26 protein-coding genes are annotated in these 26,999 nt (G+C 63.3%); 2 read left to right on the top strand and 24 right to left on the bottom strand.

Going from position 1 to position 26,999, the window contains the following annotated elements; translation table 11 throughout:
• Positions 1–144 precede the first annotated feature (144 nt).
• From ACVOK8_RS00560 to ACVOK8_RS00550, 3 genes are all read right to left on the bottom strand, one after another.
• Positions 145–1,077 (bottom strand): MBL fold metallo-hydrolase, encoded by a 933-nt coding sequence (locus ACVOK8_RS00560; RefSeq protein ID WP_481565099.1) that lies wholly within the window; start codon positions 1,075–1,077, stop codon positions 145–147.
• 85 nt (positions 1,078–1,162) lie between these two features.
• A complete protein-coding gene (locus ACVOK8_RS00555) occupies positions 1,163–1,456 on the bottom strand; it encodes a hypothetical protein (RefSeq protein ID WP_481565098.1) in 294 nt (97 codons plus the stop codon).
• Positions 1,457–1,478: 22 nt separating this feature from the next.
• Positions 1,479–2,780, bottom strand: a complete 1,302-nt coding sequence (locus ACVOK8_RS00550) for a tryptophan--tRNA ligase (RefSeq protein WP_481565097.1) — start codon at positions 2,778–2,780, stop codon at positions 1,479–1,481.
• 120 nt (positions 2,781–2,900) lie between these two features.
• Between ACVOK8_RS00550 and ACVOK8_RS00545 the strand changes: the two genes are divergently transcribed.
• Entirely contained in the window at positions 2,901–3,722 is an 822-nt protein-coding gene (locus ACVOK8_RS00545) for a hypothetical protein (RefSeq protein ID WP_481565096.1), read from the top strand.
• 206 nt (positions 3,723–3,928) lie between these two features.
• Here the strand turns inward: ACVOK8_RS00545 and ACVOK8_RS00540 are convergent, their stop codons facing one another.
• The 10 genes from ACVOK8_RS00540 to ACVOK8_RS00495 all read right to left on the bottom strand — a co-directional run bounded on the left by ACVOK8_RS00540 (position 3,929) and on the right by ACVOK8_RS00495 (position 12,246).
• Positions 3,929–4,150, bottom strand: coding sequence for a CsbD family protein (locus ACVOK8_RS00540; RefSeq protein ID WP_282269033.1), 222 nt, complete (start codon positions 4,148–4,150; stop codon positions 3,929–3,931).
• A 192-nt stretch (positions 4,151–4,342) separates the two neighbouring features.
• Positions 4,343–4,480, bottom strand: a complete 138-nt coding sequence (locus tag ACVOK8_RS00535; protein WP_481544666.1) for an entericidin A/B family lipoprotein — start codon at positions 4,478–4,480, stop codon at positions 4,343–4,345.
• Positions 4,481–4,534: 54 nt separating this feature from the next.
• Positions 4,535–4,672, bottom strand: a complete 138-nt coding sequence (locus ACVOK8_RS00530; protein WP_481528874.1) for an entericidin A/B family lipoprotein — start codon at positions 4,670–4,672, stop codon at positions 4,535–4,537.
• Between the two features lie 159 nt (positions 4,673–4,831).
• Positions 4,832–5,752, bottom strand: coding sequence for an arginase (rocF, locus tag ACVOK8_RS00525; protein ID WP_481565095.1), 921 nt, complete (start codon positions 5,750–5,752; stop codon positions 4,832–4,834).
• 182 nt (positions 5,753–5,934) lie between these two features.
• Positions 5,935–7,578 carry a mechanosensitive ion channel family protein gene (locus ACVOK8_RS00520; protein WP_481565094.1) on the bottom strand — a complete coding sequence of 548 codons (1,644 nt, stop codon included), beginning with the start codon at positions 7,576–7,578 and terminating at the stop codon, positions 5,935–5,937.
• A gap of 106 nt (positions 7,579–7,684) precedes the next feature.
• Positions 7,685–8,191: an AmiS/UreI family transporter gene (locus ACVOK8_RS00515; protein WP_481565093.1), complete on the bottom strand. Its 507-nt coding sequence runs from the start codon at positions 8,189–8,191 to the stop codon at positions 7,685–7,687.
• Between the two features lie 2 nt (positions 8,192–8,193).
• The gene (locus tag ACVOK8_RS00510; RefSeq protein WP_481565092.1) at positions 8,194–8,811 is read right to left on the bottom strand and encodes an ANTAR domain-containing response regulator; all 618 of its coding nucleotides are present in this window, start codon (positions 8,809–8,811) and stop codon (positions 8,194–8,196) included.
• Positions 8,808–9,965 carry an aliphatic amidase expression-regulating protein AmiC gene (amiC, locus tag ACVOK8_RS00505; RefSeq protein WP_481565091.1) on the bottom strand — a complete coding sequence of 386 codons (1,158 nt, stop codon included), beginning with the start codon at positions 9,963–9,965 and terminating at the stop codon, positions 8,808–8,810. Before amiC ends, ACVOK8_RS00510 begins: the two co-directional genes overlap by 4 nt.
• A 27-nt stretch (positions 9,966–9,992) precedes the next feature.
• Positions 9,993–11,111 carry an AAA family ATPase gene (locus ACVOK8_RS00500; RefSeq protein WP_481565090.1) on the bottom strand — a complete coding sequence of 373 codons (1,119 nt, stop codon included), beginning with the start codon at positions 11,109–11,111 and terminating at the stop codon, positions 9,993–9,995.
• Positions 11,112–11,205: 94 nt separating this feature from the next.
• Entirely contained in the window at positions 11,206–12,246 is a 1,041-nt protein-coding gene (locus ACVOK8_RS00495; RefSeq protein WP_481565089.1) for an aliphatic amidase, read from the bottom strand.
• Between the two features lie 435 nt (positions 12,247–12,681).
• On the opposite strand from ACVOK8_RS00495, the gene ACVOK8_RS00490 reads away from it, so the two are divergent.
• Positions 12,682–13,890 (top strand): NnrS family protein, encoded by a 1,209-nt coding sequence (locus tag ACVOK8_RS00490; RefSeq protein WP_481565088.1) that lies wholly within the window; start codon positions 12,682–12,684, stop codon positions 13,888–13,890.
• A gap of 9 nt (positions 13,891–13,899) precedes the next feature.
• Here the strand turns inward: ACVOK8_RS00490 and ACVOK8_RS00485 are convergent, their stop codons facing one another.
• From ACVOK8_RS00485 to ACVOK8_RS00435, 11 genes are read right to left on the bottom strand one after another with little or no spacing between them, the layout of a single operon-like run.
• Positions 13,900–14,565 carry a sulfate/molybdate ABC transporter ATP-binding protein gene (locus ACVOK8_RS00485; RefSeq protein ID WP_481565087.1) on the bottom strand — a complete coding sequence of 222 codons (666 nt, stop codon included), beginning with the start codon at positions 14,563–14,565 and terminating at the stop codon, positions 13,900–13,902.
• A complete protein-coding gene (gene modB / locus ACVOK8_RS00480) occupies positions 14,555–15,238 on the bottom strand; it encodes a molybdate ABC transporter permease subunit (RefSeq protein WP_197606690.1) in 684 nt (227 codons plus the stop codon). The genes ACVOK8_RS00485 and modB overlap by 11 nt, the downstream gene beginning before the upstream one ends.
• Positions 15,239–15,240: 2 nt before the next feature.
• Complete coding sequence (gene modA / locus ACVOK8_RS00475; RefSeq protein ID WP_481565086.1) at positions 15,241–15,981, bottom strand: molybdate ABC transporter substrate-binding protein; 741 nt, start codon at positions 15,979–15,981, stop codon at positions 15,241–15,243.
• A gap of 21 nt (positions 15,982–16,002) precedes the next feature.
• Entirely contained in the window at positions 16,003–16,779 is a 777-nt protein-coding gene (locus ACVOK8_RS00470; protein WP_481565085.1) for a helix-turn-helix domain-containing protein, read from the bottom strand.
• A 7-nt stretch (positions 16,780–16,786) separates the two neighbouring features.
• Positions 16,787–17,998, bottom strand: a complete 1,212-nt coding sequence (locus ACVOK8_RS00465) for an oxygen-independent coproporphyrinogen III oxidase (RefSeq protein WP_481565084.1) — start codon at positions 17,996–17,998, stop codon at positions 16,787–16,789.
• A gap of 44 nt (positions 17,999–18,042) precedes the next feature.
• Positions 18,043–19,374, bottom strand: a complete 1,332-nt coding sequence (locus tag ACVOK8_RS00460; protein WP_481565083.1) for an MFS transporter — start codon at positions 19,372–19,374, stop codon at positions 18,043–18,045.
• 23 nt (positions 19,375–19,397) lie between these two features.
• Positions 19,398–20,288, bottom strand: a complete 891-nt coding sequence (locus tag ACVOK8_RS00455) for a peptidylprolyl isomerase (RefSeq protein ID WP_481565082.1) — start codon at positions 20,286–20,288, stop codon at positions 19,398–19,400.
• 3 nt (positions 20,289–20,291) lie between these two features.
• Entirely contained in the window at positions 20,292–20,996 is a 705-nt protein-coding gene (narI, locus tag ACVOK8_RS00450) for a respiratory nitrate reductase subunit gamma (protein ID WP_099475673.1), read from the bottom strand.
• Positions 20,993–21,673, bottom strand: a complete 681-nt coding sequence (narJ, locus tag ACVOK8_RS00445; protein ID WP_481565081.1) for a nitrate reductase molybdenum cofactor assembly chaperone — start codon at positions 21,671–21,673, stop codon at positions 20,993–20,995. Before narJ ends, narI begins: the two co-directional genes overlap by 4 nt.
• Positions 21,670–23,214 carry a nitrate reductase subunit beta gene (narH, locus tag ACVOK8_RS00440; RefSeq protein WP_481565080.1) on the bottom strand — a complete coding sequence of 515 codons (1,545 nt, stop codon included), beginning with the start codon at positions 23,212–23,214 and terminating at the stop codon, positions 21,670–21,672. Before narH ends, narJ begins: the two co-directional genes overlap by 4 nt.
• Positions 23,214–26,957 (bottom strand): nitrate reductase subunit alpha, encoded by a 3,744-nt coding sequence (locus ACVOK8_RS00435; protein ID WP_481565079.1) that lies wholly within the window; start codon positions 26,955–26,957, stop codon positions 23,214–23,216. Before ACVOK8_RS00435 ends, narH begins: the two co-directional genes overlap by 1 nt.
• Positions 26,958–26,999 lie beyond the last annotated feature (42 nt).

Genomic DNA, 26,999 nt, shown 5'->3' with positions numbered 1-26,999 from the left:
GCGCGGTGTAAGCCCCGAAGCTGGTGGAGCAACAGCCACGGCAACAGCACAAAGCACCCCTCCCCAACCCTCCCCTGCGCTACGCACAAGGGAGGGAGCGGTAGTGCCGAGCATGGCTCGGCGCTACAGGAAAGCCACTCACTTTCAGCGCTTCTCGCGGTCCAGCCAACAGGCCAGACCCTGCGCGTTGAGCTCGATATCCATTGCCAGCACGCGCAGCACTTCTGATGCGTCCAGCACGCTGCCCTGCAATCTCAATCGCGCTACATACAGCGCGCCCAGCGCATCCACCAGCAGGCGATGCCGCTCCGGCTCACCGCTGCAGCGCAGTGCGATCGCCACCATCGCGTCAATCTGCTCGTGCAGCTCCTTGGCCAATCGCGCCGTGCCTTCGACGCGGCCGTAATGGGTCAGGTACATGCCTTCCGGTGCTTCCTGCATCAAACGCAGGATCGAGGCATGCATTGCCTCCGGTTCAAACTGCACCGGTGAGGAAGTAGGAATGATGAAAGCGCCGCCAGCATGATCCAGCTCGCGGTACGACAGGCCAAACGTGTCGCCGGTAAACCAGCTGCGGCTGGCCGCATCCCACACGCAGAAGTGATGGCGTGCGTGTCCCGGCGTATCCACGCAGACCAGCTCGCGGCCCGCCAGCAGAACGCGATGCCCGTCCTCGGCAACCACCACGCGCTCGGCCGGAATCGGCACGATCTGACCATAGCTACGCGCAATCTCGGCCTCACCATACACCGCCGTTGCACCGGCAATCAGCCGTGTCGGGTCAATCATGTGCTGGGCGCCGCGCGGGTGCACGACCAACTTGGCATTGGGCAGCTGCTGCATCAGCGCACCGGCGCCGCCGGCATGATCCAGATGCACATGGGTGACGATAAGCCAGTCGATATCCGCAGGCGTCAGGCCAGCCTGGGCAACACAGGCCAACAGATTGGGCAGCGAGTGGGTGGTACCGCAATCGACAAACGCACCACGTCCGTCCTGCACGATCAGGTAGGCCGCATCGAAGTGATCGCGCTGGAACGCGGTGTCGATGGTGTGGATGCCATGGGCAGCAGACATACGGGAACTCCGGCAGAAACTGGCTTCGATCCTGCCAGCCACCCTGCCTCCACTCAACCCGGACTTTTGTAGCAGCCGTGTAGGCTCAGTGCTGCAGTACGCGCGGGCGCAGCAGCAATGCCAGCACCATCACCGCCAGGAAGCCGCCGTAGGCATACAGCACGGCCAGGATCTGTTTCCACAGGCCTTCGGCCACCTCGGTGGCGCCCACGTGGTAGCCCCACAACATGAAGCCGATGCTGGCCACCAGGGCCAGCAGCAGCATCGATGCATCAAACACCGTGCGCGTGCGGTTGCGCGGCTGGCGTGGGAACCACCAGTACAGCGCCGCCATCACGCAGAACCAGGGGAGAAACAACAACAACGACAACCAGGCCATCGACGTGCTCCTCCAACAAGGTTTATTCCTTTGCCGCAGCCTCGCGCAGCTCGCGCAATGCAGCCAGCACCGGCTCCACTTCCATTTCGACCTTGAACAGCTCGCTCTGCAATGCATCGCCGTGCTCGGCCTGCTTGAGCACGGCGATCAGCTGGCCGGCATCACGCGGTGAATCAAAGCCTTCGCTCTGGATCAGCAGCGCGCCTTCGCCATCGAGCAGCTTGAAGTAGAAGCGACCATCCTTCTCGCGGTACTGCTTGAACAGCGGCAGTGCAGCCTTGGCAGCGACCGCCGCTTTGGGCTTGTCACCGGCGGCAGACAGGTCACGCAGGCCGACGGCGTGGCGCAGTTCCTTCAACAGCGGAATGGCGAACTGCTCGCGCAGCTGCTGGCCGCGCCTACGCAGGATGGCTTCGATCTTTTCGGGCTCGGCCATCAAGGCGTTGTAGCGCTCGCGCAGCGGCGACAGCTCGGCGTCGATGCGCTCGAACAGCTGCTGCTTGGCATCGCCCCAGCTGATGCCCTCGGCAAAGGCCTTGGCAAACGCGGCGGTCTGCTCCGGGCTGGCGAAGGCCTGGTACATCTGGAACAGCGCCGAGCCCTCGGTGTCCTTGGGCTCGCCCGGCAGGCGCGAGTCGGTGAGGATGGAGAACACCAGCTTCTTCAGCTCCTCGCGCGGCACGAACAGCGGGATGGTGTTGCTATAGCTCTTGCTCATCTTGCGACCGTCCAGGCCGGCCAGGGTGGCCACCTGTTCGTCGATGATCACTTCCGGCAGGGCAAAGTATTCCTTGCCGTAGACGTGGTTGAAGCGCTGGGCGAAATCGCGCGCCATCTCGATGTGCTGGATCTGGTCGCGACCCACCGGCACCTTGTTGGCGTTGAAGATCAAAATGTCGGCGGCCATCAGCACCGGGTACATGAACAGGCCGGCGCTGACGCCTGCGTCATCGTCCAGCTGTTCCTCGCGGTTCTTGTCCACCGCGGCCTTGTAGGCATGGGCGCGGTTGAGGATGCCCTTGCTGGCCACCACGGTGAGGAACCACATCAGCTCAGTGGTTTCCGGGATGTCGCTCTGGCGGTAGAACCACACCTTGTCCGGGTCCAGGCCGCAGGCCAGCCAGCTGGCCGCGATCTCCAGGGTCGAACGCTGGGTGCGCTCGGGCTCCTGCGCCTTGATCAGGCTGTGCAGGTCGGCCAGGAAGAAGAAGCTCTCGATATCCGAGGCCTGGCTGGCGGCAATGGCCGGGCGGATCGCGCCGACGTAATTGCCGAGGTGGGGAGTGCCGGAGGGGGTGATGCCGGTAAGGACGCGGGTAGTCATGTAAACCAAGCTGACGAGCGGATGAACCGGACCAGTGTAACCGCCCCTGCCTGTCCCCGCCCTCAACCCCATTGCCTGCGGCCGGCCGTTTGAAGCCACGTACCCGCCAAGGAGCCTGCCATGTACCGTTTTCTAGCCAGTGTGTTGTCGGTTGTCGCGCTATGCGGGTTCAGCCCGGTACGGCCGGCAGACGAGGGTCCGGTGCTGCTGTCGGTGATCGACCGCGACGACGGACAGGAGCTGGACCTGTACCCGCACCGGGGCCAGCAGTGGGTCGCCGGCAGCCCGGGCCACCGCTACAGCGTGCGCATGCAGAACCGCAGCGGCCAGCGCGTGCTGGTTGTGCTGTCGGTGGACGGGGTCAATGCCATCACCGGCCAGACCGCCTCGCCCAGCCAGTCCGGCTATGTGCTGGAGCCCTGGCAGAGCAGCGAGATCACCGGCTGGCGCAAGTCCAATGCCGAGGTGGCGCAGTTCGTCTTCACCAGTTCCAGTGACAGCTACGCCAGCCGCACCGGCCGTCCGGCCAATGTCGGGGTGATCGGCATCGCTGTGTTCAACGAAGCACGCCGGCCGGTGTATGACGTGCGCCCGCTGCCGATGCCGCGGCCGACCCCGCGACCGATGCCGCAGTACGAAGACCGCGCGCAGGCCGGTGCCAGCGCTAGCAGCCGCGCGGCCGAAGCTGCTGCGCCCAGCGCGATGGCCAAGAACGAATCGCGGCAGCGCCTGGGCACGGGCCACGGTGAGCGTGAGTGGTCGAGCTCGTCGCTGACCAGCTTCGAGCGCGCCAGCCGTAATCCGGTGCAGGTCAGCGAAATCCGCTACGACTCGCGGCAGCGCTTGGTTGCCATGGGCATCCTGCCGCGTGGTTATCCGCGGGTAGACAACTCGCCGCAAGCCTTCCCGAGTGGCTTCGTACCGGATCCACCGACGCGTTGATCACTGCGCCAGCCCGCCACCGATATTGCAGGAGCGGTGTAAGCCGCGAAGCTGACATTGCCCCAACCATTGCAAGTTGTGCCATCTGAATGATGCCCCTGCTTCGCGGCTTACGCCGCTCCTACAAAAAAGCAAAAAGAAGCCGATGCCAGGGGCCTGGCATCGGCTTCTGATTGACGCAAACGACTTCCTTCAATCACCCCACATCAGTGGTAATCGGGATAGTCCTTGTGCAGCGCCTTCTGGAAGTCGCGCACTTCGGTTTCGGCGCGGTCCTTGGCCCAGCCATAGCGTTCCTGCAGGCGACCTGCGAGGTATTCGGCGTTGCCTTCAGCCACCTTCATGTCGTCGTCGGTGATGTCGCCCCACTTGGCCTGTACCTTGCCCTTGAGCTGGGTCCACTTGCCGGAAATGATGTCTTTGTTCATTACGCTGCTCCTTCGGGGGATACGCGGTTGATTCGCGTGGGACCACTTTCGTCGCCACCCCGTTGGTATCAGGTCCATGTTTCGTTGTGTGCTGCTGACCTTGGTGAACATCGCTTCAGCTAGCAGACTCCGTGCATGAAAAAGGCCGGCAGTGCCGGCCTCCTTCATTCATCTGCAGGACCCTGCCAGGTATCACTTACCCTTGGCAGCGTCTTCGACCTTCTCACCGGCCTTCTGCACGTCCTTGCCTGCACCGGCAACGGTATTGCAGCCAGCCAACACCGCGACCGAGAACAGCGACAACATCATCAGGGCAACCAAACGCTTCATGTGTTTCTCCTGTGGTGGTTCCATCGGTGCGGCCCACAATGGACCGCGTGTTCATCAGCACTTGCCGTCTTTGCAATCCTGCGCCTTGTCTTCGACCTTCTCACCGGCCTTCTGCATGTCCTTGCCTGCGCCCGCCACGGTATTGCAGCCGCTGAGCATGCCAACCGAGAACGCGCCCACCAGGGCCAACATCAACAGTCGCTTTGTCATTCGTCTTCTCCTCCCTTTCAAGGCAGATGCCGTGGCCGGTTACCGGCGGCGGGCACTTCGTGTGTGAAGACGAATCTGGCGGCTGGGCCGTGTGCTCCGCGTGAAGCCGCGCAGCACACGTTCAGCGATGTCCTTTAAATGTTAATCACGCATCAAGGTGGATTTGCCGAACAGGCTCTCCACCAGGTCCACAGCCAACTCGGCGGTGCGGTTCTGGTGATCGAGCAGCGGGTTCAGCTCGACGATGTCCAGCGAGCCCATCAGTCCGGTGTCGGCAATCATCTCCATCACCAGCTGCGCCTCGCGATAGTTCACGCCGCCAGGAACCGTAGTGCCAACGCCTGGGGCAATGCTGGGGTCGAGGAAATCCACGTCGAAGCTCACGTGCAGATGGGTATTGGCGTCGATCCCATGCAACGCCGCTTCGACAGTGCGCTTCATGCCGGCTTCGTCGATATGGCGCATGTCATACACGTCCACGCGATGCTGCTTGATCAGGCGCTTTTCTTCCGGGTCCACCGAGCGAATGCCGATCTGGTGCACCTGCCACGGCGCGATCGCCGGCGCGCTGCCACCCAGATGGGTCAAGCCTTCCGGGCCGAGGCCGCACAGGCAGGCCACCGGCATCCCGTGGATATTGCCCGACGGGGTGACATCGGAGGTGTTGAAGTCGGAGTGCGCGTCCAGCCACAGCACACGCAGCTGCTTGCCCTGCTCGCGGCACCAGGTTGCAACCGCGGTGATCGAACCCACGCCCAGACAGTGGTCGCCACCGAGCATGATCGGCAGGCGCCCTTCATTCAGCTCGGCATAGGTCGCCTCCATCAGCGCGTGGTTCCACGCCACCACTTCATCAAGATGGCGATAGCCCTGCACCGGTCCGGTCCATGGATTGCGCGGGCCGTCGAGGTTGCCGATGTCACGCACTTCCACACCGCGCTCGACCAGCGCCTCAGGCAAGCCAGCAATGCGCAGCGCCTCCGGACCAAGCCGCGCACCGCGCGCACCAGCACCCACATCGGTAGGCACGCCAATCAGCGACACCGGACGAAAACCAGTCATACCACCTCCGTTGCAAATGAAAGTAGTTTAGCGAGCGGCCGCAGAAAGGCCTTGCGGCAGCGCGTCAAACCAGCGCCCCAGCAAGCCGTTGCAGCTGCTGCACCGCGCTTTCCAGCAAGTTACGCCCGGCAGGTGTCGGTCATGCGGCAGGCCTGTTCAGGCGCGTAACGCCGGCCAGACGATCACGATGCGGGGCCCTTCGGGTCCCAATCGTCCGGCGGCACGATCTTTGGCAGCTCCGGGTCGGCAATGTAGTTGGGCGACATGATCTGCACCCCGGCAGCGTTGAACGCATCCTGGATGTTGGCATGCAGCTCACTGAGTATCTGCGCGCGCAGCGGCAACTGAATGATGTGCACGCGCACCACATAGGCGACGTAGAAATCGTTGAGCGCGGTCTGCAGCACATGCGCGGCCGGGACCCGCTGCACATGCGCGGTCTTGCCCGCAGCCTCCAGCAACAGCCTATGCACCTGTCGCCAGGGCGTGTCGTAACCGATGGTGATGCTGGTCTCCAGCCACATGCCCGCTGCCTGTGGGTCGCGCGAGTAGTTCAGCAGCTTGCCGCTGAGCACATGCATGTTGGGAAGACTGACCTCCACCCCGGTAAGGGTGCGGATGCGGGTGGTGAACAGGCCGATCTGCAGCACCTGGCCTTCGACATCGGCAACCTTGACCAGATCACCGACCGACATTGTCCGTGCATAGAGCAGGGTGAAGCCGGCCGCGGCCTGGCCGACAATGCTGGAGCCGCCCAGCGAGATCATCACGCCCAACAATACGCTCAAGCCCTTGAACGCGTCGCTGCTGGAGCCGGGCAGATAGGGATAGGCCATCGCCAGTGCGAACAGCCAGATACCTGCCACTGTGAGCTTGCGGCTGGGCTCGGCCAACTGGCGGTCGATGCCGAAAATCTGGAAGCGCCCGTTCTGTACGCCGCGGAACAGCATGCCAACGATCTGGCTGGCCAAGCGCGCCAACAGGAAAATGATGACCGCGGTGACCAGCCCCGGAATCGCTGCCACACCGGCCCACAACCAGGCCTTGGCCTGGGCGGCGATCCACACCGTCATCGCCGTGGCCCAGGGTTGGGTGTAATCGAACTGATGGAACACGTAGCGCAGCCATTCCTCTGCCAGCACCAGCACCGCCACCAGCAACACCGCACGCGACAGCCAGTCGGCCAAAGCATTTGCCCCGTGCAGCATCTGCTTGACCGGTGCGCTGTGCAACGCACTCGCCCGCTTTCCAACCCATGCCAACATCGCCGCACGCAGCCTGCGCGCAGCCCATGCCAGCAACCAGATCAATGCACCCGCCAACAGCGTGGCGACAAGGCTGTACAGCACACCGCGCAGCACCCGCCCAGGTGCCCGCTCGCGTTCGGCAGCGGCAACCGCATCACCCAGCCGGCTGCGCACTTCCTCACGTACCTGGCCCAGACTCTGGCCCTGTGCGGTATCCACGTCGGCAGGGATGATGATGGTAACGACCTCGCCACCGAGCAGCAGGATCGCGCCATCGGCGGTGTCGTTGAAGCTGACCCCGGGCACGCCGGGCTCCTCGACGATCCGCTTGATGTTGAGCTCGGTGACCTGCGCCCGCTGCAGTGGCGAGCGGCCCATGAAAGCGCCGCGGAAGGTAAGGATGTCGCGGTTGTAGTAACGCGCCGTCGCCGGAACCGGCCCTTCAACCTGCGCCGCGTCATCGGTGGCTACCGCCGTGCCTGGCAAGGCAAGCCCGGCCAGCAACGCGAGCGCGACTGCCAGCGCGAGCGAAGCGAACCGGCGTACAACCGAGCGGACGACGACGCGGCTTCGGAACATGATTGCGCTTCCCCGCAGGAACAGGTGGCTGCCCAGTGCAGTGTTGCCGCAAAGGCATGGCGAATGGAAGCCTGCCGATCGGAACACCATCCCCGGCGCCCAGCGCTCAGAGCTTGATCACCTGGCCCAGTATCAGCACTCCCGGCAACCAGCCAGTGAACACCCCGCACAACAGGGTAAACCCGGCCACTGGCTTCTGGATGTTGCGGGCCAAGCCCAGCAGCAGAAAATAACTGAACCAAAGCGCCGTCCATGCGCTCCAGTTGATCGCATTCCATAGCCCGAACACGCCATCCAGGGCGGCAAACGCCCGCGCCGCTTCGGTGGCAGCCGTGATGCTGACAAACAGGCAGAACCAGCCCAGCCCCCTGCCGTCGCTGCCCATCAACTGGTTGGTCGCCACCCACAGATAGGTAAAGGCAAACAGCAAGGTGAAGGCACCGCTCTTTACATCGGCGACAACGAAAATCGTATACAGCGCTACCAGTAAACTCAGGCCGCCCACCAGGCCATTGATGACCGCCACCTCCTTGCCACTGATACGGTCCATCAACCACACACCGTTTACAAACAGAACCGCACCCACGTAAAGAAGAATCAGCCCAAGCATCATGATCAACTCCTGCTGTCATCAGGGCGGTGCTCCGCCGGTTTCGTTGCTTTCACCACATCTTGTGCAATCTTCTGGATCGACTCGCGGTGCTTCATCGCTTCCTGCGACAACCATGCGTGGGCCTGGCCTTCCTCCCAGCCATGGCGGCTCATCAGCAGCACCTTGGCGCGATTGATGTCGGTTTGGCTGGCGAGCTTGTCCTGCAGCTGGGTATTTTTCTGTTTGAGCTTCAGCAGCTCGCCACTGACTCGGCGTGCGGAAACCAGCGATGGCAGCACTCGATGCGCATCCAATGGCAGGATGATCACCCCATGACACTCCAGTTCGATGATCTGCGAGAGCACCGCCGGGCTCTCGTACTCAACCAAGGCCAATACGGTGGTGCTGGGTTGACCGCTGGCAATCAGCGCGCTGATGTCCTCGTGGTGCCTGTTCTGGAAGATGCCGGTGAAAATGACATCCACCGCCACATCGAAGCGCTTGGGTGGTGGCCAACAGTTACGCACCGAGCAGCCGATACGGATCAGCTGCAACACCAGCGTGTCACTCACCTCAGATGGCGGGCTGAGCACCATCACCTGCAGCTCGCGCAAGCTTGCCAGGATGGTGGAAGCACTCATGCCGGCACGCTCCCACCCATGCTGGTCGACCAGTCGTCCAGGTTGTGAACCACAACATAGGGGTCCGGGCGGATCGGCTCCGGCGATTGCCACTTGACCTGGAAGATGCCGCTGCTGTCTATCTCGGCAATGCGTGCGGCAAGATGACTGTGATTGTTCTGCGGCTCTACCCATACATCGCCCTGGGGTGCCGAAATCCTTAGCCCGTACAGCTCCGGCTGTACGTCTTCCACCCGCCAGCTGCCTGCTTTCTGCATTGCGCGGCCGAGCATCAGCGTCTGGGTGTAGGCCGCCTCGGCCCATGCGGTGATGCTTACCCCCGGTGGAAACGATGCCTGGCAAGCGCTCACGAAGGCACGATTCTCCGCCGTATCAATGCCGGAGAAATAGGGCGCTACCACCACGTGCCCTTCCGCCACATCCGCGCCCATCCTGGCCACCTCGGCCTCACTGGTGGTCAGGCTGGCGATGGGCGGCCGCGGCGCGTCCCCGTAGCGTCGCGCCATGGCCCGGTACAGCGCTGCGGTGCCGATACCAACGACCGTCGAAAACACCACGTCAGCCCTGGCCCTGACGATGCGTTCCACCGCATGCGCAAGGTCCTCGTCGGAGGGGTACAGGGGGATATAGATCTCCTCCAGCACCTTGCCACCATGCTGCCGATAGAGATGGCGCATGACATGATTGCTTTCACGCGGATAGATGTAGTCCGAGCCTATGAATACCACCCGTTCGCCGTAATGGCGGATCAGGTACGCCGCCAATGGCGCGCTGTTCTGGTTGGGCGCTGGGCCGCCGTAGATGATGTTTGGCGAGTACTCGAAACCTTCGTACGGCGTTGGAAAGCACAGCAGAGCATCCATGCGCTCCACCACCGGCATCACCGCCTTGCGCGTGTGCGACATGTAGCAACCCACCAACATCTGCAGCCCGTGATTGCGGATGAGGTCTTCCGCATATAGCCGGTAGCGGTCGGGATCCCCGCCCGGATCACGCGAAAGCACCTCGATGGCACGCCCTTCGACGCCACCTTCCCGATTGAGCTGATCGACCGCCAACAGCGCACCATGCCGTTGTGAGCGCTCGATATCGGCAGTCACGCCTGTCTCGGAGAACAGAAGTCCCAAGCTTGGCTGGTCGCTGTTTTTTGCCATGCTGCACTGCTCCCGGTTTGGCGTCGCTCAGCGGCGCAGAAAGTGGACCTCACCGTGCTCGAGCACGGCCAGGTAAACGATGTTCGCAGTTGCCGTTGTCCGGGCATGGTGATCGATAAGGTAACCGGCCAGCGGCACCTCCAGATGCTGGCGCATGCTGCGCCGAAGCGCACGCGCGCCAAACTGCCTGTCGAAGCCCTTGGCGATGACCCTGGCCAGCACCGGCGGCGTCACTTCCAACGCGCAGCCATGTTTCTGCAGGCGTCGATTGAGCCGTTTAACCTCAAGCGCGACCAACTGTTCGGCAACACCTTGCTCTATCCAATTGAAAGTGATGACCTTGTCGATCCGGTTGATGAACTCAGGTGCGAATGCCTTCAGCAGCCTGGCACGCACCAAACCATCCACGGCACGTTGGCGCGACGCCGCCGTCGCTCCACGGATCAGACCTCGCCAGCCTGTACGGCGCTGGTCGTAGCGCTGTATTTCGTGTGCGGCAAGATTGCTGGTCATGAAGATCAAGGTATTGCGGAAACTGTAGGTCCGCTCGCCGGAAGCCACCGTCAGCATCCCGTTGTCGAGCACGTTCAGCAGCGTCTGCACTACCTGCGGACTGGCCTTTTCCAGCTCGTCGAACAGCATGATTCCGGGACGGCCAACACTACCCTCCAGCTTTTCCTGGTCCAGCAGCGTGGTTCCTTCCTTGGCGCCGACGTAGCCAGGGGGTGCGCCGCTCAGCGCGGCGGCGTAGTGCTCCTGCGACAAGGTATTCATATCCACCCTGCAGAACGCGTCAGCATCGCCGTGCAGCGCGCGTGCCAGTGCCCGTACGATTTCGGTCTTTCCAACGCCGGTTGGCCCAAGAAACAACGCGGTGAACAGCGGCCGACGTGGGTCGGTGATATCCGCACGCACCACTTTGAGCATGTCCTCGACCGACTGCAGTGCTGCGTCCTGGCCCAGGATCTCGCTGCGCAGGCTGGCCATGATGACGCCGATATCGAAGCGATACCGGCTCTCCAGCGAACTGCTTGCGCACAGATGCGCTTGTACAAGGCCGTCCGGGGCCCTGTTCTCGACGGAAAGAACGCTGTCCAGCGCGCGCTTGCGCTGGGTCTGCTCCAGCATATCGGTTAGAAACGGCATTGCTTCACTCCTGGTGCAGTTGCAGGACGAGGCGCAACTGCGCTGTTGCCGGCCGCATTCCGGCAACAGCGCATAACGCTTGTTTCCGCTGGTTTCAGGCCTCTTTTTCCTTTGCCTCGTAAGGCAGACGCCCAACCGGGCATTGCGCCACGCCTACCGTGGAACGGGTCATCTTTTCAACATTCTCCCTGGCTTGCTCCGCATCGGTGACCCAGGTCTTGTAGAACTCGAACGGGCAATCCGCCAATCCCTTGTCGCCCTCCCCTGAGTTCTGCAAGCCGGTGTAGCCACGGTGCAGCAGCTTGAACAGATGATTCTGCGATTGGTCATTGGCACGCGCATCGCGGATCTGCGATACCGACAGCTGCGCGTACTGGATGCCCATTTCCTCTTCGCCGCACTCGCCCAGCGTACGACCATCGAAGCCGATGATCGCGGAGTGCCCGAAGTAGGAATAGACCCCATCGAAACCTGCCGCGTTGGCCACCGCAACGTAGCTATTGTTCGCCCAGGCCATCGCCTTGGCCATCAAGACCTGCTGCTCTTTTGCTGGATACATATAGCCCTGGCAACGCACGATCAGCTCGGCGCCCTTCATCGCGCAATCCCGCCAGATCTCCGGGTAGTTACCGTCGTCGCAGATGATCATGCTGATCTTCATGCCCTTCGGGCCATCACTGACATACGTCTGGCCGCCTGGGTACCAGCCTTCGATCGGACACCACGGAATGATCTTGCGGTATTTCTGCACGATCTCGCCCTTGTTGTTGATCAGCACAAGGGTGTTGTAAGGCGTCTTGTTCGGGTGTTCCTCGTGGCGCTCACCGGTAAGCGAGAACACGCCCCAGGTGTTGGCCTTGCGGCACGCGCTGGCAAGCAGCTCTGTCTCCACGCCCGGTGCGGAAACCGCGGTTTCCATCATTTCGGCTGGGTCGTACATGATTCCCTGCAGGCTGTATTCCGGAAAGATCACCAGGTCCATGCCTGGCAGCCCCTGCTTCATGCCAACAACAATGTCGGCGATCTTCTGGGCATTGACCAATACCTCTGCACGCGTGTGCAGGCGCGGCATCTTGTAGTTGACTACCGCTACGCCAACCGTGTCATCACTGCTGGAAATATCACCATGACGCATGATTTGCCTCTCCTGATGGTTTTTTTCGGACAAAAAAAGGCCCTCCCGGAGAATTCCGGGAGAGCCCATTTGCTCTTGCTACTCAATCTGGTTGGCACACCCGCATCGACGTTGATGCAGTTGTGCCCGGTTCGGCAAAGATATAGCCGAGAAAAAAACGCTGTCAAGCGCACTATGACGTAAGGATTTCATATGGCAGATCCCGCACATGACGCTGAATTGGGATATGCCCGCGCTCTACGGATAAAACACTGGATGCACGCAACAGGGCAGGCTGGCCTGCATAACACCCCAGACGACGCTGGCCGGAACGACGACGCTGCGTTGCAGCACCGATTTTGAATTTTTGGGTACCGCTGCCCGGGGTTCCACCTGCCGTCACCGACGTTGACATTGATCAGTACAGGCGGCCTCCAGCAGACGGATACTTTCGTCGTGAACACCACTCCCACCCGCCTGCACATCTTCAACGCGCCGCACCGGCTGCTGTTCTTCGTTGGTGTCTGCAACCTCGGCCTGGCGATGGGCTGGTGGGCGCTGTGGCTGGGCGGATTGCAGCTGGGCAAACCCCTGCCAGCACCCGGCTTGCCGGCGGCCTGGCTGCACGGGCTGTGGATGCAATACCTGGTATTGCCCAGTTTCATCTTCGGCTTCCTGCTGACGGTGTTCCCGCGCTGGATGGGATTGTCTGCACTTCCGCGTTGGCAGTACGCGGGCGTTGGCGGCGGCCTGTTCGGTGCGCAGATCGCGCTGCTGACCGCCAGCATCGGTTGGCAACCCGGGTTGCGGCTGGCCCTGTTGCTGGCGGTGCTGGGTTGGGCATTCGGCCTGGTCGTACTCGGCCGCTTGCTGTTGCAAGAGAAGGGCCGCACCTGGCATGCATGGTCCTGCTGGGCTGCATTGCTCTTGGGCTGGATCGGCCTGCTGGCCTTCGCCGCTGCGGCGGCAGGCGCGGATATCCGCTGGCAGGCACTGAGCGTTTCGGTTGGCACGTTCGGGCTGTTGCTGCCGATCTACGCCAGCGTTGCCCACCGCATGTTTCCGTTCTTTGCCGGCAATGTGGTGTCTGGTTATCAGCCGTGGCGGCCACCGCAATGGCTGGCGATCCTGTGGGTGCTGTGTCTGCTGCATCTGGCCGGTGAAAGCCTGCAGCTGGCACTGGCAACGCTGCTTGCCGATGCTGGGCTCCTGCTGTTGTCGCTGTACTCGCTGTGGCGCTGGTGGCCGCGCGGTCCCAAGCCTGCCTTGCTGACGGTATTGTTCTACGGGCTGGCGTGGTGGCCGCTGGCGATCCTGCTGTATCTGCTGCAGGACATCGCCGCGCTCGGCGGCCATGCTGGTTGGCTGGAACGCGCGCCGCTGCATGCCTTGGCGATCGGCCTGTTCGGCAGCCTGCTGGTGGCGATGGTCACCCGCGTAACCCAAGGCCATTCCGGGCGGGCGCTGGTGATGCCGGTGGTGGCCTGGATCGCCCTGCTCGGCCTGCAGCTGGTCGCAGTGCTGCGCATCCTCGCACCGCTGCTGGACGATCCCTGGCGTTGGCATGCCGTCGCCGCCGTAGGCTGGCTATTGGTGTTTGCACCGTGGTTGCTGCGGTTGGGGTGGATCTACTGGCGCCAGCGTGCGGATGGAAAACCGGACTGAGCGCTGCGCTCAGACCTGCACACGACCGTCAGCCAGATGCACGACCTGCTGCCCGAACATATCCACATCTTCGGGATCATGGCTGATCAGCAACAGCGGGATGCCGGTCTGGTCAAGCACCGTTTCAAGCTCCTGGCGCAGATGCGCACGCAAGGCGTGATCGAGCGCCGCGAACGGCTCATCCAGCAGCAACGCCTGCGGCTTGGTCACCAGTGCCCGTGCCAAGGCGGTGCGCTGACGTTGGCCGCCGGAGATCTGCGCCGGCAGCAGGTCACCTAGGTGATCGATGCGGAAAGCCTGCAGCCACTGTTCCACCGCATCGATGCGGCGACCACGCGGCGGGTTCAACAAACCTTGCTGCAGCCCGAAGCCAACGTTCTGCCGCACCGTCAGGTGCGGGAACAAGGCGTAGTCCTGGAACATATAGCCGATGCGGCGCCGCTGCGGTGACAGGTTGATACCTGCCGCCGCATCGAACAGCGCCTGCCCGTGCATGCGGATCACACCGGCATCCGGCCGCAACAGCCCGGCCACCGCCTTCAAGGTCAAACTCTTGCCCGCGCCGGACGGGCCGAACAACACAACATTGGGCTGCGTGCAGCGCAGCACCGCATGCAATTGGAACTGCTGGCCTGCCGCCTGCAGCTGGCGACGGATATCCAGTTCAAGCCACATTGCGAGCCCCCTCCTGCCGCCGTCCCACCAACCGCGCGGCGAGCAGCAGCACGCTGATGCAGACCAGCGAGGACAGCAGCACCAAGGCGTTTGCGCGGCCATCGTTACCGGCTTGCACCGCCTCGTAGATGGCGATGGACAAGGTCTGGGTACGCCCGGGAATGCTGCCGGCGACCATGATGGTGGCGCCGAACTCGCCCATCGCGCGGGCAAACGCCAGCAACAGGCCGGCAAGAATGCCGCGCCATGCCAGCGGCAAGGTCACACGGAAGAACAGCGCCAGTTCGGACACGCCCAAGGTACGTGCCGCCTGTTCCAGCTGTCCATCCACATCCTCGAACGCAGCACGCGCCGGCTTGAATACCAGCGGGAACGAGGCCACCGCGGCAGCGATCACCGCCGCCTGCCAGGTAAACACAAGATTGATGCCGAAGCTGCTCTCCAGCCATGCACCAAGCGGCCCCTTGCTGCCGATCAGCACCAGCAGGTAATAGCCCAGCACCGTCGGCGGCAACACCATCGGCAGGGTGAATATCGTGTCCAGTAACTCACGGCCGGGAAAGCGTCGCCGTGCCAGCAAGGCACCAAATCCGACACCGAGCACGAGGTTGATCGCGGTCGCCCAGCCGGCCACCTTCAGCGACAACCACAGCGCGCTCCAGTCCAGATCCACCATCAAGGGCTGCCGAATCCGTGCCTGTGCAGAATCGCCTGGCCCGGCGCCGAGCGCACGAAGGCAATGAAGCGCTTGGCCTCGGCGGCATTGCGGCTGGTCTTCACCATTGCCAGCGGATAACTGATACCACCGGCAACCGGCACCTGGAAGGCGCGCTGCACGCGCTCGCTCATCGCCTGTGCGTCGGTGGCGTAGACAAAGCCGGCATCCACTTCACCGCGCGCTACATAGTCCAGTGACTGCCGCACATTCTGGGTACTGATCATTTTGGCCTGCACCGCCGGCCACAGACCGGCCTGCTGCAGCGCGCCGCGTGCATAGCGACCGACCGGCACGCTGTCGGGGTTGCCGATGGCGACGCGCTTCACATCTGCCTTGGCCAGCGCCGCCAACGTGGTCGGCTTGTTGCTGGCCTGCGGCGGCACCACCACCCACAGGCTGTTCTGCGCGAACACGTGCAGGGTCGTTGGATCAATCAGTCCTTCGGTGTTGGCCTGCGCCATCGTGGTCTGGTCGGCCGAGGCCAGCACATCGACCGGCGCGCCGCGCGCGATCTGCTGCAGCAGCGTCCCCGATGCGGCGAAGTTCAGATCAACCTTCGTGCCCGGGTTGGCCTTCTCATACGCAGCGGAAATCTCGCGAAAGCTTTCAGTCAGGCTGGAAGCCGCCGAGACCGTCAGTTCAGCAGCGCTTGCCGGCAGCGTGGCAGCCAGCAACAACAACGCCCACAGTTTGTTCATGCACGCATCCTCGGTTGGGCATCATTCGCTTGCGTCATCGGTGGCCGCCATCAACGCCAGACGCTCCGGTTGCAGCAGGATGATCTCGCGCTGCTTCACCGCGATGACTTGTTCATCGCTCAAGCGCCGCAGCACCCGGCTGGCGGTTTCCGGTGCCATGCGCAGGTAGTTGGCGATCTCGGTGCGGGTCATGGTCAAGTTGAAGCGGTGTGCCGAGAAACCGCGCCGCGCGTAGCGGTTGGAGATATCCAGCAGGAACGCGGCCATGCGTTCCTCGGTACGGTAATTGGCAGCCAGCAGCGCCGCCTTGCCGATCTCGGCACTGAGCAGGCTGAACAGCTTGGCCTGCAGGCCGGGCATGCGGCTGGCCAGCATGCTGATACGCGGAAACGAGATACGGCACAGATGCACGGTATCCAACGCCACCGCATTGCAGGGATAACGCGAGCCGTGGATGGCGTTCAAGCCGATCACTTCGCCGGGCAAGGCAAAGCCCAGCACCTGCTCGTTGCCCAGGCTGTCATCGACAAAGGTCTTGACCATGCCGGCGCGCACCGCAGCGATGGAATCGAAGGGCTCGCCCGCGCGGAAGATGTAATCCCCGGCATGGTACGGCCCAACGTGATCGACCATCACGTGCAGCTCATTCAGCGCGGTCTTGTCGTAGCCCTGCGAGCTGCAGGCATCGGAAAACGCACAGGTCGTACAGAAATGCAGCGCGTCACCGTCGCCGGCAGCGGCTGGATTCGGCGTCGCGGTTCCCAAGGGGCCGCGCGGTGGGGGTGTAGGTGACGTCATTCCGTTTTCAAGCTACAGCGGCCAAGGGGCGGAAGCACGCTGCGATCATACGCCACAGCAGCTCACCTTCATTCTGGATCAACAGCATGTCGCCGTCACGACGCAGCCAGCCGCGTTCGATGAACATACCGACGCGCTCCCAAGCGTGCTCGAAACAGGCGTCGAATGGCTGTGCGTTGCGCCATTCGAAGGCGCGCATGTCCAACGCGTGATCGCAGGCCAGGCTCTGCACCACCTCATCGGTCATACGTTCATGCTCGGAAAGAATAAGCCCGGAGGATATGCCAGGTTGGCCAACCACCAGGCAGGCGCGCCAGTTACGCGGCTCCGGCTCGATGCGGCAGATGACATCGCCGATCTGGCTGCAGGCGCCCACACCAATGCCGAGCAGGTCGTGGCGTTCGCGGCGCGGCACCCCGAGCAGGTCGCAATGACGCTGACCGTCGCCGTTGCGCAGCGGCATTGGCAGGTCCGGCCGCTGGTAGTGGTCGCCGCCCAGCGGCAGGTAGCCGGCCGCACGCAGCAGCCGCCATGCCTGCAGCCAGTCCGCCGGCAGCGGATACTCGGGCAGCAGCGCGGGCGACGGCAGGATGATGCGTTCGGGCGCCAGCTCCACTACCCGCTGCAGCCGCTGCAGGAACGACACGTCGGCGTAGCACGGCACGCGCAGCTGGTAATAACACGCGGTGAACCCGGCCTGCTGGGCTTGTGCCAGCATTGCCGGGCCGTCGACGCCGGCATGGTCGATCACCGTCATCCGGGTGCAGCCGACCTCGCGCAGGGAAGCCGGTGCGACATCGCTGGCCGCATCCAGACGCACTTCCACCTGCGGCCGGGCAATGGTGCACAGCTGCTCCGGCACCGCATCCAGCAAGCGCCCCAGCAGGGCGGGCGGCAGATGCTCGACGATGCCCGGCTGCAGCACCATGGCCGCCACTTCGCGGTCGCTGGCCAGCATGTTCGCATGCAGGCGCAGACACACCAGCAGCGCATCCAGCACGTTCTCAGCGCGCTCCAGGTCATGCGGTGGCGCACAGAAACCCAGGGTCAACGCACGTGGAATCAGATGCTCGTTGCTCGCCTGCATGGCTGCGCGCCAGCCGGCTTCGGCGAAGCCCGGGCTCAGCTCCGCCGGCGCCGGGAACAGCACGTGCGCGGGTTGCTGCAGCAGTGCAACATGCAATGTGGCGTCATCCATCCCGGCGGTCTCTACTGACATGCAAGCATCCTCGCGTAGCGACCGCCGGTTTTCACTGATCTGGATCAAGCCCGGCGCTGTTTCTCCGCTGCTCCGGCATCAATGGCTTCGGGCAGGTCGGTCTCGCGATCGAGCTGCGGGAAGTTGCGACGCTCCATCCGACGGATGGCGAAATGCATCCAGGCCAGGGAGATGCTGACCAGCACGAACAGCAGCATGAAGCAGCTGCTCCAGATGCCCAGCGCATCATTGAGCGCGCCGAAAACGATCGGCAGGATGAAGCCGCCGAGGCCGCCGATCATGCCGACCACGCCACCCACCGAGCCCACATGCTGCGGGTAATAGACCGGGATGTGCTTGTAGACCGCAGCCTTGCCAAGCGACATGAAGAAGCCGAGTACGAATACCAGCACGGTGAACAGGGTCACGCTGATCGCCAGATGGAAGCTGATCTCGCCGTGTATGCCTTGCACTATGTAGCGGGTATCCGGATAGGCCAGGATGAAGGTACAGATCGACGACACACCCAGCGTCCAGTACATCACCCGGCGCGCACCGATGCGGTCCGACAGCCAGCCGCCCACCACCCGGAACAGGCTGGCCGGGATCGAGTAACACGCTGCAAGCACGCCGGCCGTACCCACATCCATGCCGTAGGCACCAACCAGATAGTGCGGCAGCCACAAGGCCAGCGCGACGAAGCCACCGAACACGAAGAAGTAATACAGCGAGAAGCGCCACACCTGCAGGTTCTTCAGCGGTGCCATCTGCTCGGCGAAGGACATCGGCTTGACGCCACTGCGACGACGATCTTCCAGCGAGGGATCTTCCTTGCTGAACAGATAGAACAGGATGGCGGTGACCGCCAGCGCGACCGCCCACAGCTTGGCCACCATCATCCAGCCCGAGGCCACCATCACCAGCGGCGCCAGCAGCTTGGTTACCGCCGAACCGATATTGCCGGCACCGAAGATGCCCAACGCGGTGCCCTGCTTCTCCGCAGGGAACCACTTGGACACATAGGTGACGCCGACCGAGAAGTTGCCGCCGGCGATGCCGACGAACAGTGCGGCCAACAGGAACTGCGGGTAGGTCTGCGCATAGGTCAGCAGCCAGGTCGCGACCGCGCCGCACAGCATCACCAGGGTCATCACCTTGCGGCCACCGAACTGGTCGGACCAGATGCCGAGGAAGACGCGGATCACCGAGCCGGTCAACACCGGGGTAGCGATCAGCAGGCCGAACTGGGTGTCGTTCAAGCCCAGCTGCTCGCTGATCTGGATGCCGATGATGGCGAAGATCATCCACACCGCGAAACACACGGTGAAGGCGAAGGTGCTCAGCCATAGCGCACGTTGTTGTTCGCTGTTGCTGATGTTCTGTAGATTCTGGCTCATTGCCGCTCCTGGGGGATTGCGTCTTACTCAGCCTGTGCTTCGATATCTTCCAGCCCGCGTACCGGGTAACGCTCACGCAGCTCCAGCAGGAACTGCTGCACGTCGCGCTGGCGCACCTGCAGTTCGAGGTAATCGCTGATCTGCGGCTGCACCTGTTCGTAGCTGAGTGCTACACCGGCTTCCAGCACATCGATGTTGACCACGTGGTAGCCCCAGCGCGATTCCACCGGAAACCCCGCCAAGCCCTGCCGCAGGCGGAATACCTGGCGGTCGAACTCGGGCGTGGTCTGGCCGCGTTGCAGCCAGCCCAGATCGCCGCCTTCGCTGCTGGACGGGCATTGCGAGTGACGCGCGGCCAGATCGGCAAACAGATGCGGCTGTTCCAGCAGTTCGGCGATCAGCTTCTCGGCCTGGGTGCGCGCCTTCAGCCGGCCGGCGATATCGTCGGCCGGTGCCGCCAGCAGGATGTGGCGTACACGGATGCGGTCCGGTGAGCGGAAGCGCTCGGGGTTCTGCGCGAAGTAACGTTGACAGTCGTCCTCGCTGGGCACGCGGTCTACCAGCGTCTGTTCGATCAGTTGCTGGATGCGTGCTTCTTCGCTGGTCTCCTGGCCGACGCCGGGGGCGTCGGTCAGTCCACGCCGCTCGGCTTCCAATCGCAGCAGCTCGCGTACCACCAGTGCACGTGCCGCATCGGCACGTGACTGCTCCGGGCGCATTGCCCGGTGGTATTGCATCTCGCGGGCGATATCAGCCTCGCTGATCGCGGTGTCCTGCACGTACAGACTGCACGGCGCCGGTTGGCCGAGGCTGCGCGGGCCGTCATCGGCGCCGTGATGGTGGCCGGCCTCGGCCGGCACCGGTGTCTGCGAATCGATGACGGTGATGGGGAGAATGCGTGGCAGGCTGCCCATGATTTACTCCCGCGGACCGTAGCGCAGCGTGGCCTGGCGGCGACGCACCACCTGGTACGGACGCCACAGGTAGCTGATCGGCACGCTCCACACATGCACCAGACGAGTGAATGGTGCGATCAGCACCAGCGTCAGGCCGAGGAAGATGTGCGCCTTGTAGACCCAGTGCACGCCCTCGACGTAATCGGCGGCACCAGCACGGAAGGTGACGATGTGCTGCGCCCACTCGGCCAACATCACCATCACGCCGCCATCAAGATGGCCGGCGGATATCTTGATGCTGTACAGGCCAAGACAGAGCTGGGCGAACAGCAGCACCAGCACCAGCGTGTCACCGAAGCTGCCGATTGCACGCACCCGCGCATTGGTCAGCCGCCGCACCAGCAGGATGGTGATGCCGACGAAGCACAGCGCGCCGAAGAAGCCACCCACCACCATCGCCAGCAACTGCTTCTGCGAGGAAGTGATGAAAGGCTCATACAGCGCATGCGGAGTCAGCAGGCCGACGAAGTGACCACCGAGGATGGCGATGATGCCGATGTGGAAGCAGTTGCTGCCAAAGCGCATGCCGCGGTCGGACAGCAGCTGGGTGGAGCCGGTACGCCAGCTGTACATGGCCTTGTCATAGCGCGCCCAGCTGCCGATCAACAGCACTGCCACGGCGATGTAGGGATAGAACTGGAAGGCGAACTGATTGAGGTAATTCATGGCTGGATCTCCCGCGGCTGCGCGCGTGCCGGTGAACGATGGGGTGGATCACATTCCTGCGAAGGCGCATCGGCGCCGAAGCGCACCGCCTCTTCTTCCCACAGCTGGTCCATGGCTTCGACGGTGTCGTCGCGCACTTCTTCGCTTGCGCGCTGGCGCAGCACGGCCAGGTTGACCTTGCCCTCGCCGGCCTCGACCAGGATCTCCAGCAACACTGCATGCGGCAGCTCACGCTCGGCGGCACGTGCGGCGAGCATGCCGGCGATGTGGCCAATGTGGTGCAGCCAGTCCTTGGCCTCAGCCTGCGGCCGGTGCGAGAGGTACTCCAGCAGCAGCGGCAGGTAGTCCGGCAGTTCGCGGGCATCCAGCTCGAAACCGTTCTTGCGATAGGCATCGATCAGGTCGACCATGGCCTGACCGCGGTCACGTGATTCGCCGTGGATGTGTTCAAACACCAGCAGGCTCATCGAGCGACCACGGTCGAAGGTGGCCAGCCAACGGTCCTGCGCGTCCAGCGGGTCGCTGGCGAGCAGGTCGCGGACGAAGGCCTGCAACTGCCTGCGACGGGCCGGCGACAGCGCCGGATCGTCGCAGGCCTCGAGCAGCTCCTCGCCATGTTGCCAAAGCTCGTCGCGTGGGTAGTCCAGCAGTACTCCAATCAGTTTGAGCACACTCATTTCGTCACCTCGTGCCGGTGCTGGCGATTGGGATGCACCGCAAAGGTGGTGTTCTTGCGCTGACTGAACAGGTCGGCCGGGCTGTCGCCGTTGCAACCATTGCCAAAGGTGAAGCCGCAGCCGCCACGCTCGCCGAAGGCGTCGTTGGCGTACTCACGGTGCGCACTCGGAATGACGAAACGGTCCTCGTAGTTGGCGATGGCCAGGTAGCGGTACATCTCTTCCACCTGCGCCGGGGTCAAACCGACCTGTTCAAGCACGCGCATGTCTTCCACGCCGTCCACGTTCTTGCCGCGGCGCCAGGCACGCATCGCCATCAGCCGTTCCAGGGCGCGGATGACCGGCGCTTCATCACCGGCGGTCAGCAGGTTGGCCAGGTAGCGCACAGGGATGCGCAGCGAGGCGATATCCGGCAGTTCGCCGCTCATGCCGACATGGCCACGCTCGGCCGCCGACTGGATCGGCGACAACGGCGGCACGTACCAGACCATTGGCAAGGTGCGGTATTCCGGGTGCAGCGGCAGCGCCAGCTTCCAGTCGATGGCCAGCTTGTAGACCGGCGACTGCTTGGCCGATTCCAGCCAGCTGTCGGGAATGCCTTCGGCACGTGCGGCCTCGATCACCGCCGGGTCGAACGGGTCCAGGAAGATGTCCAGGTGCGACTGGTACAAGTCCTTCTCCGCCGCCACCGATGCGGCCTCAGCAATGCGGTCGGCGTCGTACAGCATCACCCCGAGGTAGCGTATGCGGCCCACGCAGGTCTCCGAGCACACGGTGGGCTCGCCCATCTCGATGCGCGGGTAGCAGAAGATGCACTTCTCGGACTTGCCGCTCTTCCAGTTGTAATAGATCTTCTTGTACGGGCAGGCCGACACGCACATGCGCCAACCACGGCACTTGTCCTGGTCGATGAGCACGATGCCGTCTTCCTCGCGCTTGTAGATCGCACCGGAGGGGCACGCCGAGACACAGGCCGGGTTGAGGCAGTGCTCGCACAGGCGCGGCAGGTACATCATGAAGGTCTTTTCGAAGGCGCCGTAGATCTCCTTCTGCACCTTGTCGAAGTTGTAGTCACGCGAACGCTTGGAGAACTCGGTACCGAGGATTTCCTCCCAGTTCGGGCCCCACTCGATCTTCTCCATGCGCTGGCCGGTCAGCAGCGAGCGTGGACGCGCGGTCGGCTGATGCTTCAGCTCGGGCGCGTCGTGCAGGTGCTGGTAATCGAAATCGAACGGCTCGTAGTAGTCGTCGATCTGCGGCAGGTCGGGGTTGGAGAAGATCTTGGCCAGCATGCGCCAGCGGCCGCCGGCGCGTGGCACCAGCTTGCCGCTGCCGTTGCGCACCCAACCGCCGTTCCACTTTTCCTGGTTTTCCCATTCCTTGGGGTAGCCGATGCCGGGCTTGGTTTCGACATTGTTGAACCAGGCGTACTCCACGCCTTCGCGCGAGGTCCACACGTTCTTGCAGGTGATCGAGCAGGTGTGGCAGCCGATGCACTTGTCCAGGTTCAACACCATCGCAATCTGGGCACGTACTTTCATCACACCACCTCCCGTGCGGCGACAACCGACTCTTCACCATCCAGCCAATCGATCTTGTCCATCTTGCGCACGATCACGAACTCATCGCGGTTGGTACCGCAGGTACCGTAGTAGTTGAAGCCCCAGGCCAGCTGCGCGTAGCCGCCGATCATGTGGGTGGGCTTGAGCACGATGCGGGTCACCGAGTTGTGGATGCCGCCGCGGGTGCCGGAGATCTCCGAACCCGGCACGTTGATGATGCGTTCCTGGGCGTGGTACATCATCGCCATGCCCGGCATCACACGCTGGCTGACCACCGCTCGCGCGGCGATCGCACCGTTGACGTTGAACAGTTCGATCCAGTCGTTGTCCTCGATGCCGGCATTGCGTGCATCGTCCTCGCTCAACCAGACGATGGGGCCGCCACGCGACAGCGTCTGCATGATCAGGTTGTCGCTATAGGTGCTGTGGATCCCCCACTTCTGGTGCGGGGTGATCCAGTTCAGCACGATCTCCTTGTTGCCGTTCTGGCGCTTGTTGAGCAGCGGCTCCACCGTGCGTGTGTTGACCGGCGGCCGGTAGCTCATGAAGGCCTCACCGAAGTCGATCATCCACTCGTGATCCTGGTAGAACTGCTGGCGGCCGGTGACGGTGCGCCACGGAATCAGCTCGTGCACATTGGTATAGCCGGCGTTGTAACTGACGTTGTCGTCTTCCAGCCCGGACCAGATCGGGGAGGAAATGATCTTGCGCGGCTGCGCCTGGATGTCACGGAAGCGGATCGCCTCGTGTTCCTTGCCCACCGCCAGATGGGTGTGGTCGCGGCCGGTAAAGGTGCCCAGCGATTCCCAGGCCTTGACCGCGACATGGCCATTGGTTTCCGGTGCCAGGTGCAGCACCACTTCGCAGGCATCAATCGCCGTGTCGATGGACGGGCGGCCTTGGCTGATGCCTTCGTCCAGCACGGTGTGGTTGAGCTTGCCGAGGAATTCCACCTCGTGCTTGGTATCCCAGCTCATGCCCTTGCCGCCGTTGCCGAGCTTGTCCAGCAGCGGGCCCAGCGAGGTGAACTTGCGGTAGAGGTTGGGATAGTCGCGTTCGACCACCGCCATGCTCGGCATGGTCTTGCCGGGGATGGCCTCGCACTGGCCCTTCTTCCAGTCAGCGACGCCGAACGGCATGCCCAGTTCGTTGGGTGTGTCGTGCAGGGTCGGCACCAGCACTAGGTCCTTCTCGACACCGAGCACGCCCGGTGCCATGTCGCTGAGCGTGCGTGCGACGCCCTTGAAGATGTCCCAATCGCTGCGTGATTCCCAGGCCGGGTCCACTGCCTTGGACAGCGGATGGATGAAGGGATGCATGTCCGAGGTATTGAGGTCGTCCTTCTCGTACCAGGTGGCGGTCGGCAGCACGATGTCCGAGTACAACGCGGTGGTGCACATGCGGAAGTCCAGCGTCACCAGCAGGTCGAGCTTGCCTTCCGGGGCTTCGTCATGCCACTTCACGTCCTCGGGCTTGACCGCGCCCATCTCGCCCAGGTCCTTGCCCTGCAGGCCATGACGCGTGCCGAGCAGATGCCGCAGCATGTACTCGTGGCCCTTGCCGGAGGAACCGAGCAGGTTGGAGCGCCAGATGAACATCATGCGCGGGTGATTCTGCGCGGCATCCGGATCAGCGAAGGCAAAGTCCAGCGAACCGTCCTTGAACTTGGACAGCGCATAGTCGGCCGGCGCGATGCCGGCCTGTTCGGCCTCGCGCACCAGCTGCAGCGGATTGCGATCCAGCTGCGGCGCACTCGGCAACCAACCCATGCGCACTGCGCGCAGGTTGAGGTCGGCCAGGCTGCCGCTGTACTTGGAGGCATCGGCCAGCGGTGACAGCAGTTCGTCGACCTGCAGCTTCTCGTAACGCCACTGCCCGGTGTTGAAGTAGAAGAACGAGGTGCCATTCATCTGACGTGGCGGACGGCTCCAATCCAGACCGAAGGCCAGCGGCTGCCAGCCGGTCTGCGGGCGCAGCTTTTCCTGGCCCACGTAATGTGCCCAGCCACCACCGGTCTGGCCGACGCAACCACACATGACCAGCATGTTGATCAGGCCACGGTAGTTCATGTCGTTGTGGAACCAGTGGTTCATGCCGGCGCCGACGATGATCATGCTGCGACCATGGGTCTTGTCGGCGGTCCGGGCAAACTCACGGGCGATCTCGATCACCTCGGCACGTGACACGCCGGTGATGCGTTCCTGCCAGGCCGGCGTACCCGGCACGTTGTCGTCGAAGCTCTTGGCGACATTGCCGCCGCCGAAGCCGCGATCAACGCCGTACTGCGCAAGCAACAGATCGTAAACAGTCGCCACCAGCGCTTCACCGCCATCGGCCAGCGGCAGGCGACGCAGCGGGATATTGCGCTCCAGCACTTCTTCGGCCGGTGCCGCGGTCCAGCCGTCGCTCTCGATGCCACCGAAGTACGGGAAGCTCACCGCTTCGATGCCGTCGTGGATATCGGCCAGGCTCAGGCGCAGGCGCGTGTCATGGCCATCGCTGGCTTTTTCCTCGATGTTCCACTTGCCCTTCTCGCCCCAGCGGAAGCCGACCGAACCATTCGGCACGGTGATATCGCCGCTGTTCTCGTCGAACGCCAGCGTCTTCCATTCGGGGTTGTTGCTCTCGCCCAGCCCGCCCAGCTCACTGGCGCGCAGGAAGTGGCCCGGCACCAAGCGGCCATCGGCGCGGCGCTCGACACGCACCAGCATCGGCATGTCCGAGTACTGGCGGCAGTAGTCCTGGAAGTACTGCGAGGGCGTGTCGACGTGGAACTCACGCAGGATCACGTGGCCGAAGGCGAATGCCAGCGCCGCGTCGGTGCCCTGCTTGGGGTGCAGCCAATGGTCGGTGAGCTTGGCCAGCTCGGAATAGTCGGGGCAGATCGACACCGTCTTGGTGCCGTTGTAACGCGCCTCGGTGAAGAAGTGCGCGTCGGGCGTGCGCGTCTGCGGCACGTTCGAGCCCCAGGCGATGATGTAGCGGCTGTTGTACCAGTCGGCCGATTCCGGCACGTCGGTCTGCTCGCCCCACACCTGCGGCGAGGCCGGCGGCAGATCGCAATACCAATCGTAGAAGGACAGACAGGCACCACCGAGCAGCGACAGATAGCGCGCACCGGCCGCGTAGGACACCATCGACATTGCCGGAATCGGCGAGAAGCCGACGATGCGGTCCGGGCCGTATTCCTTGGTGGTGTAGAGGTTGGAGGCGGCGATGATCTCGTTGGCCTCGTCCCAGTTCAATCGCACAAAGCCACCCATGCCGCGGCGGCGCTTGTACTCACGCGACTTGGCCGGGTCCTGCACGATGCTGCCCCAGGCCTCGACCGGCGACATGGTCTTGCGGGCCTGCCGCCACATGCGCAGCAAGGTGCCACGGATCAGCGGGTACTTCAGCCGGTTTGCGCTGTACAGGTACCAGGAATAGCTGGCACCTCGCGGGCAACCGCGTGGTTCGTGATTGGGCAGGTCCGGGCGGGTACGCGGGTAGTCGGTCTGCTGGGTTTCCCAGGTGACCAGGCCGTTCTTGACGTAGATCTTCCAGCTGCACGAGCCAGTGCAGTTCACGCCGTGGGTGGAACGTACGATCTTGTCGTACTGCCAGCGGGCGCGATAACTGTTTTCCCAGTCCCGCCCTTCGCTCTTGCTGAACCCGTGGCCATCGGCAAAGGGTTGTGGATCCCGCTTGAAGAACTGCAAGCGATCAAGGAAATAGCTCATGGTGAATCTCCGTTCGCAAACTGCTGCATCGTGGCTATGTGT

Source organism: Stenotrophomonas sp. STEN083, from assembly GCF_056759195.1.
This window is presented reverse-complemented; position numbering and strand designations above follow the sequence as displayed.

Coding starts and splice junctions, on each gene's coding strand:
- ACVOK8_RS00515 (WP_481565093.1), bottom strand. CDS start 8,191: ATGATGCTTGGGCTGATTCTTCTTTACGTGGGTGCGGTTCTGTTTGTA.
- ACVOK8_RS00455 (WP_481565082.1), bottom strand. CDS start 20,288: ATGGGCAGCCTGCCACGCATTCTCCCCATCACCGTCATCGATTCGCAG.
- ACVOK8_RS00530 (WP_481528874.1), bottom strand. CDS start 4,672: ATGTTGGCCCTGGTGGGCGCGTTCTCGGTTGGCATGCTCAGCGGCTGC.
- narJ (WP_481565081.1), bottom strand. CDS start 21,673: ATGAGTGTGCTCAAACTGATTGGAGTACTGCTGGACTACCCACGCGAC.
- ACVOK8_RS00470 (WP_481565085.1), bottom strand. CDS start 16,779: ATGACGTCACCTACACCCCCACCGCGCGGCCCCTTGGGAACCGCGACG.
- ACVOK8_RS00435 (WP_481565079.1), bottom strand. CDS start 26,957: ATGAGCTATTTCCTTGATCGCTTGCAGTTCTTCAAGCGGGATCCACAA.
- ACVOK8_RS00500 (WP_481565090.1), bottom strand. CDS start 11,111: ATGCCGTTTCTAACCGATATGCTGGAGCAGACCCAGCGCAAGCGCGCG.
- ACVOK8_RS00495 (WP_481565089.1), bottom strand. CDS start 12,246: ATGCGTCATGGTGATATTTCCAGCAGTGATGACACGGTTGGCGTAGCG.
- ACVOK8_RS00545 (WP_481565096.1), top strand. CDS start 2,901: ATGTACCGTTTTCTAGCCAGTGTGTTGTCGGTTGTCGCGCTATGCGGG.
- ACVOK8_RS00535 (WP_481544666.1), bottom strand. CDS start 4,480: ATGAAGCGTTTGGTTGCCCTGATGATGTTGTCGCTGTTCTCGGTCGCG.
- ACVOK8_RS00540 (WP_282269033.1), bottom strand. CDS start 4,150: ATGAACAAAGACATCATTTCCGGCAAGTGGACCCAGCTCAAGGGCAAG.
- narI (WP_099475673.1), bottom strand. CDS start 20,996: ATGAATTACCTCAATCAGTTCGCCTTCCAGTTCTATCCCTACATCGCC.
- ACVOK8_RS00550 (WP_481565097.1), bottom strand. CDS start 2,780: ATGACTACCCGCGTCCTTACCGGCATCACCCCCTCCGGCACTCCCCAC.
- ACVOK8_RS00510 (WP_481565092.1), bottom strand. CDS start 8,811: ATGAGTGCTTCCACCATCCTGGCAAGCTTGCGCGAGCTGCAGGTGATG.
- amiC (WP_481565091.1), bottom strand. CDS start 9,965: ATGGCAAAAAACAGCGACCAGCCAAGCTTGGGACTTCTGTTCTCCGAG.
- narH (WP_481565080.1), bottom strand. CDS start 23,214: ATGAAAGTACGTGCCCAGATTGCGATGGTGTTGAACCTGGACAAGTGC.
- modA (WP_481565086.1), bottom strand. CDS start 15,981: ATGAACAAACTGTGGGCGTTGTTGTTGCTGGCTGCCACGCTGCCGGCA.
- ACVOK8_RS00465 (WP_481565084.1), bottom strand. CDS start 17,998: ATGTCAGTAGAGACCGCCGGGATGGATGACGCCACATTGCATGTTGCA.
- ACVOK8_RS00460 (WP_481565083.1), bottom strand. CDS start 19,374: ATGAGCCAGAATCTACAGAACATCAGCAACAGCGAACAACAACGTGCG.
- ACVOK8_RS00555 (WP_481565098.1), bottom strand. CDS start 1,456: ATGGCCTGGTTGTCGTTGTTGTTGTTTCTCCCCTGGTTCTGCGTGATG.
- rocF (WP_481565095.1), bottom strand. CDS start 5,752: ATGACTGGTTTTCGTCCGGTGTCGCTGATTGGCGTGCCTACCGATGTG.
- ACVOK8_RS00560 (WP_481565099.1), bottom strand. CDS start 1,077: ATGTCTGCTGCCCATGGCATCCACACCATCGACACCGCGTTCCAGCGC.
- ACVOK8_RS00485 (WP_481565087.1), bottom strand. CDS start 14,565: ATGTGGCTTGAACTGGATATCCGTCGCCAGCTGCAGGCGGCAGGCCAG.
- ACVOK8_RS00520 (WP_481565094.1), bottom strand. CDS start 7,578: ATGTTCCGAAGCCGCGTCGTCGTCCGCTCGGTTGTACGCCGGTTCGCT.